The 16,622-nt window shown below is 69.0% G+C and carries 14 protein-coding genes; 12 read left to right on the top strand and 2 right to left on the bottom strand.

Going from position 1 to position 16,622, the window contains the following annotated elements:
* The first annotated feature begins 61 nt into the window (after positions 1-61).
* From GS4_RS09640 to GS4_RS09625, 4 genes are read left to right on the top strand one after another with little or no spacing between them, the layout of a single operon-like run.
* Positions 62-1,081: a Rossmann-like and DUF2520 domain-containing protein gene (locus GS4_RS09640; RefSeq protein WP_007619976.1), complete on the top strand. Its 1,020-nt coding sequence runs from the start codon at positions 62-64 to the stop codon at positions 1,079-1,081.
* The gene (panC, locus tag GS4_RS09635; RefSeq protein WP_007619974.1) at positions 1,078-1,983 is read left to right on the top strand and encodes a pantoate--beta-alanine ligase; all 906 of its coding nucleotides are present in this window, start codon (positions 1,078-1,080) and stop codon (positions 1,981-1,983) included. Before GS4_RS09640 ends, panC begins: the two co-directional genes overlap by 4 nt.
* A gap of 43 nt (positions 1,984-2,026) precedes the next feature.
* Positions 2,027-2,452: an aspartate 1-decarboxylase gene (gene panD / locus GS4_RS09630; protein WP_007619971.1), complete on the top strand. Its 426-nt coding sequence runs from the start codon at positions 2,027-2,029 to the stop codon at positions 2,450-2,452.
* A gap of 4 nt (positions 2,453-2,456) precedes the next feature.
* Positions 2,457-3,263: a type III pantothenate kinase gene (locus tag GS4_RS09625; protein ID WP_007619969.1), complete on the top strand. Its 807-nt coding sequence runs from the start codon at positions 2,457-2,459 to the stop codon at positions 3,261-3,263.
* Positions 3,264-3,332: 69 nt separating this feature from the next.
* On the opposite strand, the gene GS4_RS09620 is transcribed toward GS4_RS09625, so the two are convergent.
* A complete protein-coding gene (locus GS4_RS09620) occupies positions 3,333-3,968 on the bottom strand; it encodes a TetR/AcrR family transcriptional regulator (protein WP_007619964.1) in 636 nt (211 codons plus the stop codon).
* Positions 3,969-4,028: 60 nt separating this feature from the next.
* On the opposite strand from GS4_RS09620, the gene GS4_RS09615 reads away from it, so the two are divergent.
* From GS4_RS09615 to lysS, 4 genes are all read left to right on the top strand, one after another.
* The gene (locus GS4_RS09615) at positions 4,029-4,979 is read left to right on the top strand and encodes an alpha/beta fold hydrolase (protein WP_007619963.1); all 951 of its coding nucleotides are present in this window, start codon (positions 4,029-4,031) and stop codon (positions 4,977-4,979) included.
* Between the two features lie 100 nt (positions 4,980-5,079).
* A complete protein-coding gene (locus tag GS4_RS09610; RefSeq protein ID WP_007619962.1) occupies positions 5,080-5,511 on the top strand; it encodes a rhodanese-like domain-containing protein in 432 nt (143 codons plus the stop codon).
* Positions 5,512-5,570: 59 nt separating this feature from the next.
* Positions 5,571-8,318, top strand: coding sequence for a helix-turn-helix transcriptional regulator (locus tag GS4_RS09605; RefSeq protein ID WP_007619961.1), 2,748 nt, complete (start codon positions 5,571-5,573; stop codon positions 8,316-8,318).
* A gap of 9 nt (positions 8,319-8,327) precedes the next feature.
* Positions 8,328-9,860 carry a lysine--tRNA ligase gene (gene lysS / locus GS4_RS09600; protein WP_007619959.1) on the top strand — a complete coding sequence of 511 codons (1,533 nt, stop codon included), beginning with the start codon at positions 8,328-8,330 and terminating at the stop codon, positions 9,858-9,860.
* A 3-nt stretch (positions 9,861-9,863) separates the two neighbouring features.
* Here lysS and GS4_RS09595 read toward each other — a convergent pair whose 3' ends face one another.
* Positions 9,864-11,450: a FadD3 family acyl-CoA ligase gene (locus GS4_RS09595; RefSeq protein WP_007619957.1), complete on the bottom strand. Its 1,587-nt coding sequence runs from the start codon at positions 11,448-11,450 to the stop codon at positions 9,864-9,866.
* Between the two features lie 43 nt (positions 11,451-11,493).
* Between GS4_RS09595 and GS4_RS09590 the strand changes: the two genes are divergently transcribed.
* The 4 genes from GS4_RS09590 (at position 11,494) to GS4_RS09575 (ending at position 16,551) form a co-directional block, all read left to right on the top strand.
* Positions 11,494-12,756, top strand: a complete 1,263-nt coding sequence (locus GS4_RS09590; protein ID WP_007619955.1) for an acyl-CoA dehydrogenase family protein — start codon at positions 11,494-11,496, stop codon at positions 12,754-12,756.
* Positions 12,753-13,586 (top strand): SDR family oxidoreductase, encoded by an 834-nt coding sequence (locus tag GS4_RS09585; RefSeq protein WP_007619953.1) that lies wholly within the window; start codon positions 12,753-12,755, stop codon positions 13,584-13,586. Before GS4_RS09590 ends, GS4_RS09585 begins: the two co-directional genes overlap by 4 nt.
* 46 nt (positions 13,587-13,632) lie before the next feature.
* Entirely contained in the window at positions 13,633-14,790 is a 1,158-nt protein-coding gene (locus GS4_RS09580) for an acetyl-CoA C-acetyltransferase (RefSeq protein ID WP_007619952.1), read from the top strand.
* Between the two features lie 252 nt (positions 14,791-15,042).
* Positions 15,043-16,551, top strand: coding sequence for an aldehyde dehydrogenase family protein (locus GS4_RS09575; protein ID WP_007619949.1), 1,509 nt, complete (start codon positions 15,043-15,045; stop codon positions 16,549-16,551).
* The last annotated feature ends 71 nt before the right edge of the window (positions 16,552-16,622 follow it).

The following is a 16,622-nucleotide window of genomic DNA, read 5'->3' as shown; positions in this document are numbered from 1 at the left end:
TATCCTCGTGCTGCAACGTCTGGTACCCGCTGGCCGGGACTGGAACGACGAGAGGACAGTGGTGACCTCACCCACCGGTGGGTCCGACCCTGCGCACGCGGGTCGCCCCGATGCCCATGGCACGGAGTCCGGTGATCCCGCATATCTCGACGGGCTGTCCAACCTTCCCGCGCCCGCTCGTCTGACCGTCGGCATCGTCTCCGCCGGCCGAGTCGGAACCGCCCTCGGCGCAGCACTCGAACAGGCCGGACACGTGGTCGGCGCCGTCGTCGCGCGCTCCGCGGAGTCCCGGGCCCGTGCGACGCTCCGACTCCCCGAATCCGAGATTCTCGAGCTCGACGCAGTGGTCGCACGGTCGGAGCTCCTGATCATCAGCGTCCCCGACGCCCGACTCGACTCCGTGGTCGCCGACATCGCCGCGACCGGGTCGCTCCGGCCGAACACCCTGGTCGCGCACACCGCGGGTGCACGGGGCATCTCCGCGCTCGAGCCGCTGATCACCCTCGGCGCCCTGCCGCTCGCACTCCATCCCGCGATGACCTTCGTCGGTACCGGTGACGACACCGCACGGCTGCGCCACTGCTGCTTCGGGGTGACCGCGGCCGACGAGGTCGGCTTCGCCATCGCCCAGGCACTCGTCCTCGAGATGGGCGGCGAGCCGGTGCGGATCGCCGAGGAGCATCGCACGCTCTACCACGCTGCCCTGGCCCACGGCGCCAACCATCTGATCGCGCTGGTCTCCGACGCCGTCGCGGCGCTGAACGCAGCGATCGCGCCGGCCGGTGACGACGGACGCGATGCGACCGTCGACGGCAACTCCGTCCTGCTGGCCGAGCGCATCCTCGGCCCGCTGGTCACCGCGTCGCTGCAGAACGTCCTCGAACTCGGACCGTCTGCGTTGACCGGTCCGGTCGCCCGCGGCGACGCCGATGCGGTGGCCGCACACCTGGCCGCTCTGCGTGACATCCCCGACGGTCCCGGCCGCGACGGCATAGCCGAGGCCTACCGAACCCTTGCGCGCCGTGCGGCGGCGCGCACCGACGCGCCCGACGACCTCCTCGACACCCTGGCGGCACCATGACGACGACCATCGGCCCCGACCACTTCACCCGCGGCCAACTCACCGTGCATCGCGACCCTGCGACCCTGCGGCGCGTCAGCCGTGCGCTGCGGGCCACCGGCAAGCGCATCGTGCTGGTCCCGACGATGGGTGCGTTGCACGCGGGTCACCTGCAACTCGTCCGCGCGGCCAAGGCCAAGGGCGATGCCGTGGTGATCGTGTCGATCTTCGTCAACCCGCTGCAGTTCGGCGCGGGGGAGGATCTCGACGCCTACCCGCGCACCTTCGAGGCCGATCTCGACCTGCTGCGCCCGCTCGGTGTCGAACTCGTCTTCGCCCCGACTGTATCGGCGATGTACCCCGACGGACCGCGCACCACCATCCACCCCGGTCCGGCGGGTGAACTCCTCGACGGCCGGAGTCGTCCCGGCCATTTCTCCGGCATGCTGACCGTCGTCGCCAAGCTGTTCAACATCGCCGGTCCGCATGCGGCCTACTTCGGCGAGAAGGACTACCAGCAGTTGGTGCTCATCAAGCAGATGGCCACCGACCTCGATCTCGATGTCGAGATCGTCGGCGTGCCCACCGTCCGCGAACCGGACGGCCTCGCGATGTCCTCGCGCAACCGCTACCTCGATCCCGCCCAACGTGAACTCGCCACCACCCTGTCGGCGGCCCTCGTCGCGGGGGCGCACGCCGCGGCAGGCGGGCCGGCCGCGATACTCGCGGCCGCCCAGGCGGTACTGGACACCTCTCCCGACATCGACGTCGATTACCTGGCCCTCCGTGGTCGACAGCTCGAGGAGCCACCCGAACTCGGTGAGGGCCGACTGCTGGTCGCGGCGCGCATCGGCGCCGCGCGACTCATCGACAACGTCGGCGTCGCAATCGGCACCGGCTTCACCGATCAACCGCACGCCTGAGACAGCCCACCTCGGACCCGGCCCAGAAGGGAACGCATCCACCATGTTCCGCACCATGATGACCTCCAAGATCCACCGCGCCACGGTGACCCAGGCCGACCTGCACTACGTCGGTTCGGTCACCATCGACCAAGACCTCCTCGACGCCGCCGATCTGCTCGAGGGTGAGCAGGTCGCCATCGTCGACATCACCAACGGCGCCCGCCTGGAGACCTACGCGATCGCGGGTGAGCGCGGCAGCGGTGTCATCGGGATCAACGGTGCCGCTGCACATCTCGTCCATCCCGGCGACCTCGTGATCATCATCGCCTACGGCATGCTCAACGAGCAGGAGGTCCGTGACTACGCACCGCATGTCGTGTTCGTCGACGAGCACAACCGGGTGTCGCAGGCGGGTACCGATCCCGCTTACGCACCGGCCGGCTCGGGTCTGAAGGACCCGCGCGGGGCCGACTTCGTGTCGGTCTGACCCGATGCTGCTCACCGTCGACGTCGGTAACACCAACATCCATCTCGGGGTGTTCGCGGGGTCCGGCGACCACGCGACACTGGTGCGCGACTGGCGGATTCACACCGATCCGGCCCTCACCGCAGACGAACTGGCGCTGGCCATCCGCGGCCTGCTCGGACCCGACATCGAGCAGGTCACCTCGGTCGCCGCCCTGTCGACGGTCCCTTCGCTGCTGCGTGAACTCCGTGCCATGGTCGATCGCTACCACGGGGCGGGTCCGCACATCCTGCTGGAACCGGGCGTGCGGACGGGGGTGCCCCTGCTGGTCGACAACCCCAAAGAGGTCGGCGCCGACCGTGTCGCCAACTGCGTTGCCGCGCACGAGAAGTACCCTGGACCATGTATCGTCGTCGCCTTCGGTACCGCAACCGTGGTGGATGCGGTGTCAGCGAGGGGGGAGTTCCTGGGCGGTGCAATCGCCCCCGGCGTCAACCTGGCGGTGGAGGCGCTGTCGGAGCACACGGTCACACTCCGGAAGATCGAGTTGATGCCGCCGCGCAGCGTGCTCGGCAAGAACACGGCGGAGGCCCTGCAGTCGGGCATCCTCTACGGATTCGCCGGCCAGGTCGACGCGTTGGTCGACCGGGTCCGTCGAGAGGTGCCGGGCTTCGACGCCGACGACGTGACGGTCGTCGCCACCGGGTTCCTCGCGCCGCTGATGTTCGACGAATGCCGCACCGTCGGCACTCAGAACCCGCACCTGACGCTCGAGGGGCTCCGGCTGGTCCACGAGCGTGCCAAGCAGAACGCCCGATCCCGCGCTCGCTGAGCCCGTCGATCGTGCGCTCCAGCCCGTTGATCGTGCGCTCGGACTCGTCGACCGTGCACCGACGTCGCTTCATCCCGCGTCGGACAGCGCCGCTCGGGTGAACCGTAGGATGCGCTCGACCAGCCGCCGCTCGTCCTCGGGGCCGCGGACCTGCTCGACCAACTGGTGTACCTGTCCGTCGATGGCCGCGATCGCCAGCCGGGCACGCGACCGCGCCTCGGCCGCGTCGACGGTCCCGTCGATGTCCCCGCCGTCGTCCGTGGTGACGAGCCGCGGTGCGAGCCGGTCGACGAGATCCCGCACGAAGGAGAGGTACTCGTCGGCCACCTCCGGCGAGACAGTTCGCTCGCGGATCAGGGCGAATGCGCGCGGGTGGGATGCGTTCTCCGACACCACGATCGTGATCAGCCCGGCCAGCAGGTCCTCGGTGCTCGTCGACACGTCGTCGAGCAGGTCGATCATCCGGGCCGATGCCGATGCCAGGTGTCGACGAGCGATCTCCTCGATGATCGACTGTTTGTCGGGGAAGTACTGGTAGAGCGAGCCGACCGAGACGCCGGCCTCCTCGGCGACGCGATTGGTGGTGAACCCGTCGTCGCCGATGCCGTCCAGCGTGGTGCCCGGCCGATCCAGAATGCGAGTCGCTGCTTCCAGGATCACGTCGACGGTGAACCGGGACCGTTGTTGCGCAGGCTGTTTGCGCATCAAAAGGTGGGCGCCAGAATGCGAGTTGTGCTGGCGGCCAGCACTTTCGACAATTGATGGATGACCACCTGGACAGAATACGCCGATCTTCTTCCTGAGCCGTGGCGTTCGCGGGCGTCGGCCACCCCGCCGCAGGAGTCGTGGTGGCGTTGGGAGCTGCACGGCCGACCGGTCGATGTCCAGATCGCACGGGCGCCACGGCCCGACGCGCGGGTGCGGGTGATGGTCATCCACGGAGCCGGTGGACATTCGGGGGCGCTCTGGCCGGCGGCCGCCGTGCTCGCCGACAACGGCGCCGAGCCGTTGGCTCCCGACCTGCCGCTCTACGGACGGACCCGCCTCGACGAGCCGGGACGGGTGCGCTACGCCGACTGGGTGGACCTGCTCACCGACCTGGTGATCGCCGAGACCGATCGCGACCCGCGCCCTCTGATCGTCTTCGGTGCCAGCATGGGCGGGATGCTGGCCTACGAGGTGGCGGCCCGGACCGGCCGGGTCGCAGCCGCCGTGGCCACCTGTTTGCTGGACCTCTCCGGCGATCGTGCAGCCGTTCGGGCGGCCACCCGCTGGCCGCTGATCGGACAGTTCGCGCCGACGACGCTGCCGACCATCGCTCGGTTCGTCGGCGATGTGCGCATTCCGATCGGCTGGATCGCACCGCTCGACCGGATGAGCGCCGACTCGCGTCTGTCGCGACTGTGTGCGACCGATCGGCGTGGCGGGGGCGGCAGGGTGCCCATCGGGTTCCTCGCCGACGCGATGACCTTCGCGCACACACCGCCGGAGGAGTACGCCGGGCCTGCGGTCACGCTCGTCCACCCCGCCGAGGACGCGTGGACTCCGCCCGCGCTGAGTCGTCGCTTCCTCGACCGCATCGCGGGCCCGACCTCGATGCACCTGCTGGACGGCTGTGGGCACTACCCGATCGAACGCCCCGGCATCGACCGGCTGGCCGAGATCGCGGCTGGTCTGGCGCGTGACATCGGAGGTGTGGCAGAATCCACCGCGTGATCATGAGCTGTCGGGAGTGTTGTCAGGGCTGAGTCCGCATCTGCGGCCGCCCTCGCGTCGACCACCCCGCTCGTAGCTCGATCATTTCCCGAGGACTCTCATGACTGCCTCCGTGCTCTCTCCTGTTGCTCCCATCCGTCCCGTCGTCGCCGTGGCATCGGACGCGCCGCTGTCCGTCTCGGTCGCGCAGTTCCTCGACGAGATCGATTCGGGTGTCGTCGCGGTAGATGTCCGCAGCCAGCACCGACGGGCCGCCGACGGCGTCCTCTCCGGTGCGCTGGCCATCGACGCTGCCGACCTGCTCAACCGACTCACCCCCGGCCTCCCCGGCGCCTTGCGTACCGCCGACACCGGGGCGCGCTGGCTGCTGGTCAGCGACGACGGCCATGAGGCCGAGTGGCTCACCTGGCACCTGCAGGCGCGCGGTGTCCACGGCGCGCGTTTCGTGCGCGGTGGGTTCCGTGCCCTGCATCGCGCCGGGATACGCGGTCGGGTCGCCCCCGGCGAGCTGGCGATGATCTCCGCACACTGACCCGCACTGCGCCGTTCAGAAGGCGCGCATGCCGGTTTTGTCCGCAGTAGGCTCTGCGCATGAGCGCGGTGCTGGCCGGTCGGCGACGAGAGTTCGTCTCCGCGTTGCGTCGTCGCGTCGATGCGGTCGCCGCGACGGGCGGCGGCGGCGGTTGCGTGGTCGTCACCGCTGAGGCGGGCGGTGGAAAGAGTCACTCCTTACGGGCCGCCGCTGCCGAGTCGCCGGTCACCGTCTCGTGGGCCACCGCTTCGGAATTGTCATGGCGTAAGCCATATTCCGTGGTCGGCGACCTGCTCGGCGTCGAGGTCCCCGATCCCCTTCCGCCGGATGCCGATCGGCTGTTCCTGGAGCGGCTCGACCGCCTCGTCGCGCTGGGGCCGCATGTCTTCGTGGTCGACGACGCCCATCACGCCGACGCTGCGAGCCTTGCGACGATGGCGCTGATCGCCGACGTCGCGCGGATGCTGCCGGTTGCGCTGATCGTCGCCCGGCGGCCGGAACCCGTGCGCGAGTACCTGGTCCGGCTCGCCGCCCGACCCGACGTCGAGACCGTGGTGGTCCCGCCGTTGGACGGGATGGACGTCGACGTACTGGTGCACGAGCGCCTCGCCGCCTGGCCGGGAACGCGACTCAGATCGGCGCTGGCGACGACCGGCGGCCACCCGCTGTCCGCGCAGACCATGCTCGACGACCTCGGTCGGCGCGAACTGCTGATCCGCGACGCAGACGGCGTCGACATCCCGATGGGGGTGGACGCCGCATCGGCGCCGACGCTCGCAGAATCCGTCGAGGCCCGCCTGGACCCCGTCGGCAGCGGTGCACGCGATGTGCTGCTGAGGCTCGCGGTGTGGGGTGGTCCGGCCGCCCTCGAAGATCTCGCCGCGCTGGTCGCGGTGCCTGCCGCCGCGGTGGTGGCGCCGGTACAGGAACTCCTGGAAGCCGACCTGGTCGCCTTCGACGACCACGGCAGACTCGAGGTCACCCACGACACCATCGCCGACGCGGTCTGTGAGCGGACCGCTCGTCCACTCCGAGACGTGGTGCACCGGGCGATCGCCGACTTCGTCGGTGAGTCCGACCCGGTGGCGCGCGCGCACCATCTGCGGGCAGCGGGCGCCGAGCCCGGCGAGACCGTCGTCGCAGTGCAGGCAGCTGCGCGACGGCTGGAGACCGTCCCCGCGGTGGCCGCCGACGTCCTGGCCGGCGGCGCGGGACCGTTCGGGGGCGCGGGAGTGGCCGCGGAGGCGACGGCGTTGTCGGTGGAGCGCGCCCTCGCACTCGCCCGGTCCGGGCAGCTCGCCCAGGCCGACGAGGTGGCCCGCGACGCGTTGAGTGTCGCCGGTGACGTCGACGCCATCGCCCGGTTGATCCGGGTCCGGATGTTCGCGCTGACCGTCCGCGGCGCGCGCGACGAGGTACTCGAGATGATCGAGGAGACCTTGACCTTCCCGCTGCCGGAGGTGAGCCGTCGGATCATCACCGACCATCGGTCGTACGTGCGGCTTCTCGGCGGCGCCGGTCCGATACCGCTCGAACCGTATGTCGACACCGTCGGTGAACTGTCACTGACGGGGCTGGTGGCCGAGGCCCTACGCAGCTGTCTGACCGGCGCGACCTTCGCCGCGGTCGAGTACGCCGCCGAGGCGTCGCGGCGCTTCATGACCGAGGAGGCATCGGATTCGAGTGAGGGCGCGTCGGCCGACCTCTGGCCGCCCTTCATCGAGATGTACCACCGCGGACCCAAGGCGGCCGCCGAGTCGCGACTGGAGATGGCACGCCGACAGGCCGACCGCGGAACCGGTTGGCAGGGAACGTATCACCAGCTGATCTCCGGCTCCATCGAACTCCTCCGCGGCAACCTCGCCGACTCCGTCGCGATCTACGACGCCGCCTTCGAGAAGGTGGCGACCGGGGAGGAGGCCGTGTCGTCGCTGGCCTACGGCGGTCGGGCGATGATCGACGTGATGACCGGTGACCTGGCCGGCGCCGAACATCGCGTCCAGTTGTGGGACGACGACCGTATCGGTTACGGGCACCTGCTGCACCAGTTCGGCATCCCGCAGATCGCGCGGGTGCGGATGCTGACCGCCGAGGCCCGGCGCAGCCATCGCACGGCCGCACACCTGGCCGGGGAGGTGTGGTCGGGCGCGATGTCACAGCACTGCTTCTCGTGGGCGGCGATGGTCGCCCCGGAGATCGTCCGGATCGCGATCCGGGCCGTCGACGAGGACCTGGTGACCCAGGTTGCCGCCGACCTCGCCACCCTGCCCCGGCCACTGGGACCGGCGACCACGGACGCGGTCCGGCTGGCCGAGGCGATGGCGTCGGCCGAGCCGTCGGCGGTCGTCGAGGTCGCATCCGATGTCGCGCGCCGAGCCACCCGGACAGAGGACTTCGCCCTCATCGTCAGCGGATGGGAGGAGGCAGCGGTCGCCGCAGCGGTCGACGGACGGAAGACGGAGGCGATCGATCACGCCCGTGCGGCACTGCGAACCGTCGAGGACGCGGGCGCCGACGGATGGCGGTCGCGCATCCTGTCGCGGATGCGGGGCGCCGGGGTGCGGGTCACCACCAGCGGGACCCGCCGTCGGCCGGACACCGGCTGGGACAGCCTCACGCCCACGGAAGCGCAGGTCACCGAGCTTGTCGCATTGGGGCTCTCGGGTCCCGACATCGCCGGTCGGCTGTTCATGTCACCGCGTACCGTCCAGACCCACGTGTCACACGTCCTCGGCAAGCTCGGTCTGCGCACCCGCGTCGAGCTGGCGGCAGCCGCCTCCGGTCGGGAGCCCCGGCTGGTTCGATAGGGTCGACAGGTGACCGACAGCCCCACCTCACCTGCAGACTCCGTCCCGGACCAGGCCGCCGACCACACGCCCGAGCAGATCCGGATCCGCCAGGAGAAGCGTGAGCGGATCCTCGCCGAGGGCCACGAGGCCTACCCGGTGTCGATCCCGCGTACCCATTCGCTCCGCGAGATCCGCGACGCGCACCCCGACCTCGAGGCGGACACCGAGACCGGTGAGCACGTCGGTGTCGCGGGACGTGTCATCTTCCTGCGCAACAAGGGCAAGCTCTGCTTCGCGACGCTGCAGGAGGGGGACGGTACCCAGCTGCAGGCGATGGTCAGCTTCAACGGTGTCGGTGAGGAGTCGCTGGCACGGTGGAAGGCCGAGGTCGACCTCGGTGACATCGTCTACGTCGGCGGCCAGGTGATCAGTTCGCGGACCGGTGAGCTCAGTGTGATGGCCGATGCCTGGCAGATGGCGTCGAAGGCGTTGCGGCCGTTGCCCGTCGCGCACAAGGACATGAACGAGGAGTCGCGGGTCCGGCAGCGGTATGTCGACCTCATCGTGCGGCCCGAGGCGCGCGAGATCGCCCGTACCCGCGTGGCCGTGATCGCCGAACTCCGTGCCGCACTGGTCCGTCGGGGCTTCCTCGAGGTCGAGACGCCCATGCTGCAGACGCTGCACGGCGGCGCGGCGGCCCGACCGTTCGTCACCCATTCCAACGCCTTCGACATCGACCTCTACCTGCGGATCGCGCCGGAGCTCTTCCTCAAGCGCTGCGTGGTCGGTGGCATCGAGCGGGTCTTCGAGGTCAACCGCAACTTCCGCAACGAGGGTGCCGACTCCACCCACTCGCCCGAGTTCGCGATGCTGGAGACGTATCAGGCCTACGGCACCTACGACGACGCCGCGGCGATGACCCGTGAACTCGTGCAGGAGGTCTCGCAGGCCGCACTCGGGACGCTCGCGCCGACGATGCCCGACGGCAGCGCCTACGATCTGTCGGGGGAGTGGACCTCGCTGCAGATGTACCCCTCGCTGTCGGAGGCGCTCGGTCAGGAGATCGTGCCGGTCGAGACGAGTGTCGACGAGTTGCTGGCGATCGCCGCGCGCGTCGGACTCGAGGTGCCCGCAGGGAAGGGCTACGGCCACGGCAAGCTGGTCGAGGAACTGTGGGAACACACTGTCGGACAGCACCTCTCGGAGCCGGTGTTCATCCGCGACTTCCCGGTCGAGACGTCGCCGCTGGTGCGGTCGCATCGGTCGGTGCCCGGTGTCGTCGAGAAGTGGGACCTCTACATCCGCGGATTCGAGTTGGCCACCGGCTATTCCGAGCTCGTCGACCCCGTCATCCAGCGTGAGCGGTTCGTCGACCAGGCGCGTCTGGCCGCGGCCGGCGACGATGAGGCGATGGCCCTCGACGAGGACTTCCTCGCCGCGATGGAGTACGGCATGCCCCCGACCGCCGGCACCGGCATGGGCATCGACCGCCTGCTGATGGCCCTCACCGGCCTCGGCATCCGCGAGACCATCCTGTTCCCGATCGTGAAGCCCCGCTAACGGCTAGGAGAGTTCGCGTTTGAGGATCTTCCCGGCCGGATTACGCGGGAAGGCGTCGACGATCACGACCGACCGAGGGACCTTGAAGTTCGCCAGCTGTTGTTTGCAGTGCTCGACGACGCGGTACTCGAAGTCATGGTGCTCGAGGTCGTCCGCGCCACCGACGTCGGTACCGTCCCGCAGCGTCACGAACGCCTTCCCGACCTCGCCGAGACGGTCGTCGGGCACCCCGATCACCGCCGACTCGGTCACGCCGTCGATCCGTGCGATCACCTGCTCGACCTCGGCCGGGTACACGTTGAAGCCGCCGCAGATGTACATGTCCTTGAGGCGGTCGGTGATGCGGAGGTTGCCGTGGTCGTCGATGGTGCCGATGTCCCCGGTGTGCAGCCAGCCGTCGGCGTCGATGGTCGCGGCGGTGGCGTCGGGATCGTCGAGGTAGCCGCGCATCACCATGTCGCCGCGGGCCAGCACCTCACCCTGCTCCGACAACGCGATCTCCATGCCCGCGAATGCACGTCCGCAGGTGGTCGCGACGGTGACATCGTCGTCATCGGGGGTACACGTCGACACGAATCCACTCGACTCGGTGAGACCGTAGGCGGTCACCACGGTCTCGACGCCCAGGTCGGTCTGCAGCCGTTCGATGAGCACCACCGGCACGATCGCGGCGCCGGTCACCACCAGTCGCAGTGACGAGAGGTCGTGATCGGCGCGTTCGGGGGCGTCGAGGATGGTCTGGAAGATGGTCGGCGCACCGGGGAACACCGTCGCGCGCTCGGCCGCCACCAGTCGCATCGCCTCGCTCGGCGAGTACACCGCGAGCGGCAGCATCGTCACGCCGAACAGCACACTCGGCAGGATGCCCGCCTTGTACCCGAAGGTGTGGAAGTACGGGTTGACCATCAGATAGCGGTCGTCCGGGGAGAGTCCACCGTTGGCCCCCCAGGCCTGCGATCCCGCCATCGTCTGACGATGCTCGGCCAGAACACCTTTCGACCTGCCGGTGGTGCCGGAGGTGAAGAGGATGTCGGAGAGGTCGTCGGGTGCGACCGCATCTGCCCGACGCTCGGCTTCGGCGCGCAGATCGTCGGTTGCGGTGGCCAGGAAGTCCGACCAGTCGACCACTCCGCCCGGTGCGTCGTCGGCGATCGGCGAATCGTCCAGCGGCACCCTGATGACCAGGTCGGGCAGCGCGTCCCGATGGTCGGCGAGCAGGTCAGCGAGGTGATCGGTGCCCAGGAACGCACCCGAGACGACCACGGCGCGCGCTCCCGACCGCTCGATGGGATCGACGGCCTCGACCGCGGTGTAGCGCGTGTTCAGTGGGACGAGTACACCGCCGGCGTAGTGGACGCCCAGCGCGGCGACCGGCCAGTGGTGGCTGTTCGGTGACCAGATGACCACCCGGTCACCAGGGCGGATTCCGGCACCGATCAGGGTCGCGGCGAAGGAACGGACATCAGTCAGCAGCTCCGACCATGTCAGCTCGACGTCGGTACCCCATTGGCGGTCGACGAGGGCGATGCCCTCGGGCCACGAACGGGCTGCACGGCGTAGGGCGGACGGCGAGGTCCGCGGCGACTCCATGGCGCCCAACCTAGCACTTGCTTGGTGCGTTATGCTAGCTGCCATGACCTCGATCAACCTTGCCGATCGCGGGGTCGACCTCGGCGAATGGGCGGCTTCGACCCCGGATGCCGCCGAGGTCTTCGCCGACGCCGTGCGCGCATGGCTCGACGAGAACCTGGTCGGGGAGTTCGCCGCGCTGAGGGGTCGAGGCGGACCGGGGAGTGAGCACGAGTTCTTCGCCGAACGTCTCGCGTGGGATCGTCATCTCGCCTCCGCCGGGTGGACGTGCCTCGGATGGCCCACCCGATACGGCGGGCGGGGCGCGACACTCGAGCAGCGGATCATCTTCCACCAGGAGTATGCCCGCGCGAACGCTCCCGCGCGGGTGAATCACCTCGGAGAGGAGCTCCTCGGACCGACGCTGATCGAGTTCGGGTCCGATGCGCAGAAGGAGCGGTTCCTGCCGCGGATCGTCGACGTCACCGAGCTCTGGGCGCAGGGGTACTCCGAGCCCGGTGCCGGTTCCGACCTCGCTAACGTCTCGACCACCGCCCGTCTCGACGACGACCGTTGGATCGTGAACGGACAGAAGATCTGGACCTCACTCGCCCATGTCGCGCAGTGGGTGTTCGTGATCGCCCGGTCGGAGAAGGGCAGCTCCCGGCACAAGGGACTGAGCTTCTTACTCGTCCCGCTCGACCAGGACGGCATCACGGTCCGGCCGATCCAACAGCTCACCGGCACATCGGAGTTCAACGAGGTCTTCTTCGACGACGCCGTCACCGACTCCGATCTGATCGTCGGCGAGCCGGGCGAGGGCTGGGGCGTGGCGATGGGCCTGCTGCAGTTCGAGCGCGGGGTCTCGACGCTCGGCCAGCAGGTCGGCTTCGCACGGGAACTCGAGAACATCGTCGCCATCGCCAAGTCCAACGGCGCGGCCGACGACCCCGAGATCGCCTCCCGGATCACCAGGGCGTGGATCGGCCTCAAGGTGATGCGTGCGCAGGCGCAGCGCACCCTGGCAGGTGAGATCGTCTCCCAGGCTGGCGCGGCGTCGGTGCTGAAACTGCTGTGGGCCAACTGGCATCGTGATCTCGGAGAACTCGCGATGGCGGTGGTCGGGGCGGCGTCGCTGATCGGACCCGACGTGACTGCCGAGGGTGCCGTCAACGACATCACCGACGCCGAGCACGTCGAACTCGACGAATGGCAGCGGCTCTTCCTGTTCACCCGCGCCGACACCATCTACGGCGGCTCGAACGAGGTGCAGCGCAACATCATCGCCGAGCGTGTGCTCGGCCTACCAAGAGAGGCCCGCCAGTGACCACGTCGGCAACCGAGAACGGGACCGGACCGAGCACATCGCCGTTGGCGACCCCGCCCGACGAGACGCCGGGCCACGGACTGCTGGCCGGACGCAAGGTGGTGGTGACGGCCGCGGCGGGCACCGGTATCGGCTTCGCGACCGCACGCCGCGCGTTGTTGGAGGGCGCCGACGTCCTGATCAGCGACTGGCACGAACGCCGCCTCGGCGAGGCATGTGAGCGGCTGGGCGAGGAGTTCGCCGACCAGCAGGTGCTGCAGGCCACCTGCAACGTCCAGGAGACCGCCGATGTCGATGCGCTCTTCGAGAGTGCCGCAGCGCAACTCGGCCGCATCGACGTACTCGTCAACAATGCGGGTCTCGGTGGTGAGACCCCGGTCGTGGACATGACCGACGAGGAGTGGGACCGTGTCCTCGACATCACCCTGAACGGCACGTTCCGGGCGACGCGTGCCGCCCTGCGCTACTTCCGGTCGGTGCCGCACAACGGGGTCATCGTGAACAATGCGTCGGTGCTCGGGTGGCGCGCACAGCGGGGTCAGGCACACTACGCCGCGGCCAAGGCCGGTGTGATGGCCCTGACCCGATGTGCCGCAGTCGAAGCCGCCGACCACGGCGTGCGTATCAACGCCGTCGCACCGTCCATCGCGAAGCATCCGTTCCTGGCCAAGGTCACCAGCGACGACCTCCTCGACGAACTCGCCTCGCGAGAGGCCTACGGCCGTGCCGCCGAGGTATGGGAGGTCGCCGCCACCATCGCGATGCTCGCCAGCGACTACACCACATATCTGACCGGCGAGGTCGTCTCGATCTCCAGCCAGCGCGCCTGACCGACATCGTGGCCGCACCAGACATCCGACACCACAGGAGAATCCGATGAGCACACCCCAGGCCTACATCGTCGACGCCATCCGTACCCCGGTCGGCAAGCGCAACGGGTCGCTGGCCAAGACCCACCCCGCCGACCTCGGCGCCCACATCCTCTCCGCGCTCGTCGAGCGCACCGGCATCGACCCGTCCGTCGTCGACGACGTGGTGTTCGGATGCCTCGACACGATCGGTGGTCAGGCGGGCAACGTCGCCCGGACCGCATGGCTCGCCGCCGGCCTGCCGCTCGAGATCCCGGGGACCACGGTCGACCGGCAGTGCGGATCATCGCAGCAGGCGATCCACTTCGCCGCACAGGGCGTGATGAGCGGCACCCAGGACGTCGTCGTCGCCGGCGGACTGCAGAACATGAGCGCGATCCCGATCTCGCAGGCCATGATCGCCGGCAAGGAGTTCGGTTTCAGCACGCCCACGGCCGAATCCGTCGGTTGGCGCGACCGCTTCGGCGATGCCTTCATCTCCCAGTTCAATGGTGCCGACCTGATGGCCAAGCGCTGGGACATCTCCCGCGAGGACATGGAGGAGTGGGCGCTGCGGTCGCACCAACGAGCGCGAGCCGCCATCGACGCCGGCCGGTTCGACAAGGAGAACGTCGTGATCGGCGACTGCGTCGTCGACGAATGCCCGCGCGAGACCTCGCTGGAGAAGATGGCCGGACTGCAGCCGCTCTCCGAGGGATCGCGACTCACCGCGGCCGTCGCCTCGCAGATCGCCGACGGATCATCGGCGACGCTGGTCGTGTCCGAGAAGGCGCTCGCCGACCACGGCCTCACCCCGCGGGCCCGCATCCACCACATGAGTGTCCGCGGTGACGACCCGGTGATGATGCTCTCGGCACCCATCCCGGCCACGAGGTACGCACTCGAGAAGACGGGGCTCTCGATCGACGACATCGACGTCGTCGAGATCAACGAGGCGTTCGCGCCGGTGGTCCTGGCCTGGCTCAAGGAGACCGGCACCGATCCGGAGAAGGTCAACCGCAACGGCGGGGCCATCGCGCTCGGACATCCGCTCGGCGCGACCGGCGCCAAGCTGTTCGCCACCCTGCTCAACGAACTCGAACGCACCGGCGGCCGCTACGGGCTGCAGACGATGTGTGAAGGCGGCGGGACCGCCAACGTCACGATCATCGAGCGACTGGGCTGAGCCGCGGCGGTCAGCCGCGGGTGTGAAGGGCGCGGGACCGCCAACGTCACGATCATCGAGCGACTGGGCTGAGCTCCGGCGGTCAGCCGCGGGTGTGAAGGCGGCGGGACCGCCAACGTCACGATCATCGAGCGGCTGGGCTGAGCTCTGAACTTCTGACAACACCCGTCGCCAGTTTCGATGTGACGTGGGGCATACTATGCTGGAACAAACGGAGACATCCGTTCCAACGCGAGCCCCACGGAGGACCTGATGACCAAGCCCGCAGAGGTGACGACGGGCGGCGCCGACCGCACGTCATCGCGCGAACACACTCTCGCCGAACTGCTGGAGATCCAGCGGGCGGCATTCCTCCGGGACGGCATCCCCGACGCGAAGACGCGGATCGACCGCATCACGCGGCTGTCCGCGCTGCTGCTCGACAACGCGGACGAGATCGCCGAGGCGCTCGACGCCGACTTCGGTACGCGTCCGCGTGAGCTGTCGGTGGCCGCCGATGTCGTGGGGTGTCTCATCGACCTCACCCATCAGCGTCGGCATGCCGAGAAGTGGATGAAGGAGGTCAACGTCGCGCGCGGGCAGGGCATCGCCGGCTTCACGCAGCGACTGCGACACGATCCGCTCGGCGTGGTCGGGATCATGGGTCCCTGGAACTTCCCGCTGCAGCTGACCTTCGTGCCGGCCGGTTCGGCCTTCGCGGCGGGTAACCGGGTGCTGATGCGCCCGTCGTCGATCACCAAGCGCACCACCGACGTGATCGCCGCACACGCTCCCGACTACTTCTCCATCGAAGAGCTCGCGATCGTCACCAGTGAGCACGGCTCGGGCTCGGACTTCGCCAAGCTCAAGGTCGACCACATGTTCTTCACCGGCTCGCCCGAGGTCGGAGCGTCGGTCGCCGGTGAGGCGGCCAAGAACCTCGTGCCCGTCACGCTCGAGCTCGGTGGCAAGAACCCAGCCGTCGTGGACGTCGACGCAGACATCGACAAGGCCGCCAAGTTCCTGGCCGACGCCCGACTCGTCAACGGCGGGCAGGTCTGCCTCTGTCCCGATTACGTCTTCGTGCCGGAGGCCAAGCTCGGCGAGTTCACCGACAAGGTGGTCGCGCGATGGAAGGCCAAATTCCCCACCATCGTCGGCAACCGTGAGTACACGTCGACCATCAACGAGAAGAACTACACACGCATCGTCGGGCTGATCGACGATGCCGAGCAGCTGGGCGCGACCAAGCATCAGGTGGTCCCGGTGGGGGAGACGCTGCCCAGTGATGCCGAGCGCAAGATCCCGCCGACGCTGCTCACCGGGGTCAAGGCGGGGATGAAGATCGAGGAGGACGAGGTCTTCGGTCCGGTCCTCACCGTGTACCCGTATCGCGAACTGTCCGAGGCGATCAGCCACATCTCCAGTCATCCGCATCCGCTGACGCTGTACTGGGCCGGCGACGACAACGAGCGGCTCGCCGAACTCGCGGATCGCACCCGCAGCGGTTCGATCAACGCCAACGACTTCGCCACCCACCTCTTCAGCGGCGGCCTGCCGTTCGGCGGCGTCGGCAAGAGCGGGATGGGCAACTACCACGGCCGCTTCGGCTTCGAGACCTTCAGCCACGCGCGCGCGGTCACGGTCTCGCGGCTGCCGCTGTCGGTCGCGGAGTTGATGTCGCCTCCGTTCACCGCACGCGACAAGAAGATGACCGACGGTCAGCTGAAACTGTGGACGCGCCTGAACAACCGCGCGATCAAGAAGCTCAAGAAGCGCTGACGAGAGTTCTGTCTTGGCCGGGTCCGTCACCGACGGGCCCGGCCAAGCGCTTGCTAGGGTCACGGAGAAGG

The sequence above is a fragment of the Gordonia soli NBRC 108243 genome (genome assembly GCF_000334455.1).
Taxonomy (GTDB): Bacteria; Actinomycetota; Actinomycetes; order Mycobacteriales; family Mycobacteriaceae; genus Gordonia; species Gordonia soli.
Note: the sequence above shows the minus strand (reverse complement) of the source record. Positions and strands in the feature narration are given on the sequence as shown.

Excerpts from the sequence above, each read along its gene's own strand:
- panC (WP_007619974.1), top strand. The coding sequence starts at position 1,078 with ATGACGACGACCATCGGCCCCGACCACTTCACCCGCGGCCAACTCACC.
- panD (WP_007619971.1), top strand. The coding sequence starts at position 2,027 with ATGTTCCGCACCATGATGACCTCCAAGATCCACCGCGCCACGGTGACC.
- GS4_RS09625 (WP_007619969.1), top strand. The coding sequence starts at position 2,457 with ATGCTGCTCACCGTCGACGTCGGTAACACCAACATCCATCTCGGGGTG.
- GS4_RS09620 (WP_007619964.1), bottom strand. The coding sequence starts at position 3,968 with ATGCGCAAACAGCCTGCGCAACAACGGTCCCGGTTCACCGTCGACGTG.
- GS4_RS09615 (WP_007619963.1), top strand. The coding sequence starts at position 4,029 with ATGACCACCTGGACAGAATACGCCGATCTTCTTCCTGAGCCGTGGCGT.
- GS4_RS09610 (WP_007619962.1), top strand. The coding sequence starts at position 5,080 with ATGACTGCCTCCGTGCTCTCTCCTGTTGCTCCCATCCGTCCCGTCGTC.
- GS4_RS09605 (WP_007619961.1), top strand. The coding sequence starts at position 5,571 with ATGAGCGCGGTGCTGGCCGGTCGGCGACGAGAGTTCGTCTCCGCGTTG.
- GS4_RS09595 (WP_007619957.1), bottom strand. The coding sequence starts at position 11,450 with ATGGAGTCGCCGCGGACCTCGCCGTCCGCCCTACGCCGTGCAGCCCGT.
- GS4_RS09590 (WP_007619955.1), top strand. The coding sequence starts at position 11,494 with ATGACCTCGATCAACCTTGCCGATCGCGGGGTCGACCTCGGCGAATGG.
- GS4_RS09580 (WP_007619952.1), top strand. The coding sequence starts at position 13,633 with ATGAGCACACCCCAGGCCTACATCGTCGACGCCATCCGTACCCCGGTC.
- GS4_RS09575 (WP_007619949.1), top strand. The coding sequence starts at position 15,043 with ATGACCAAGCCCGCAGAGGTGACGACGGGCGGCGCCGACCGCACGTCA.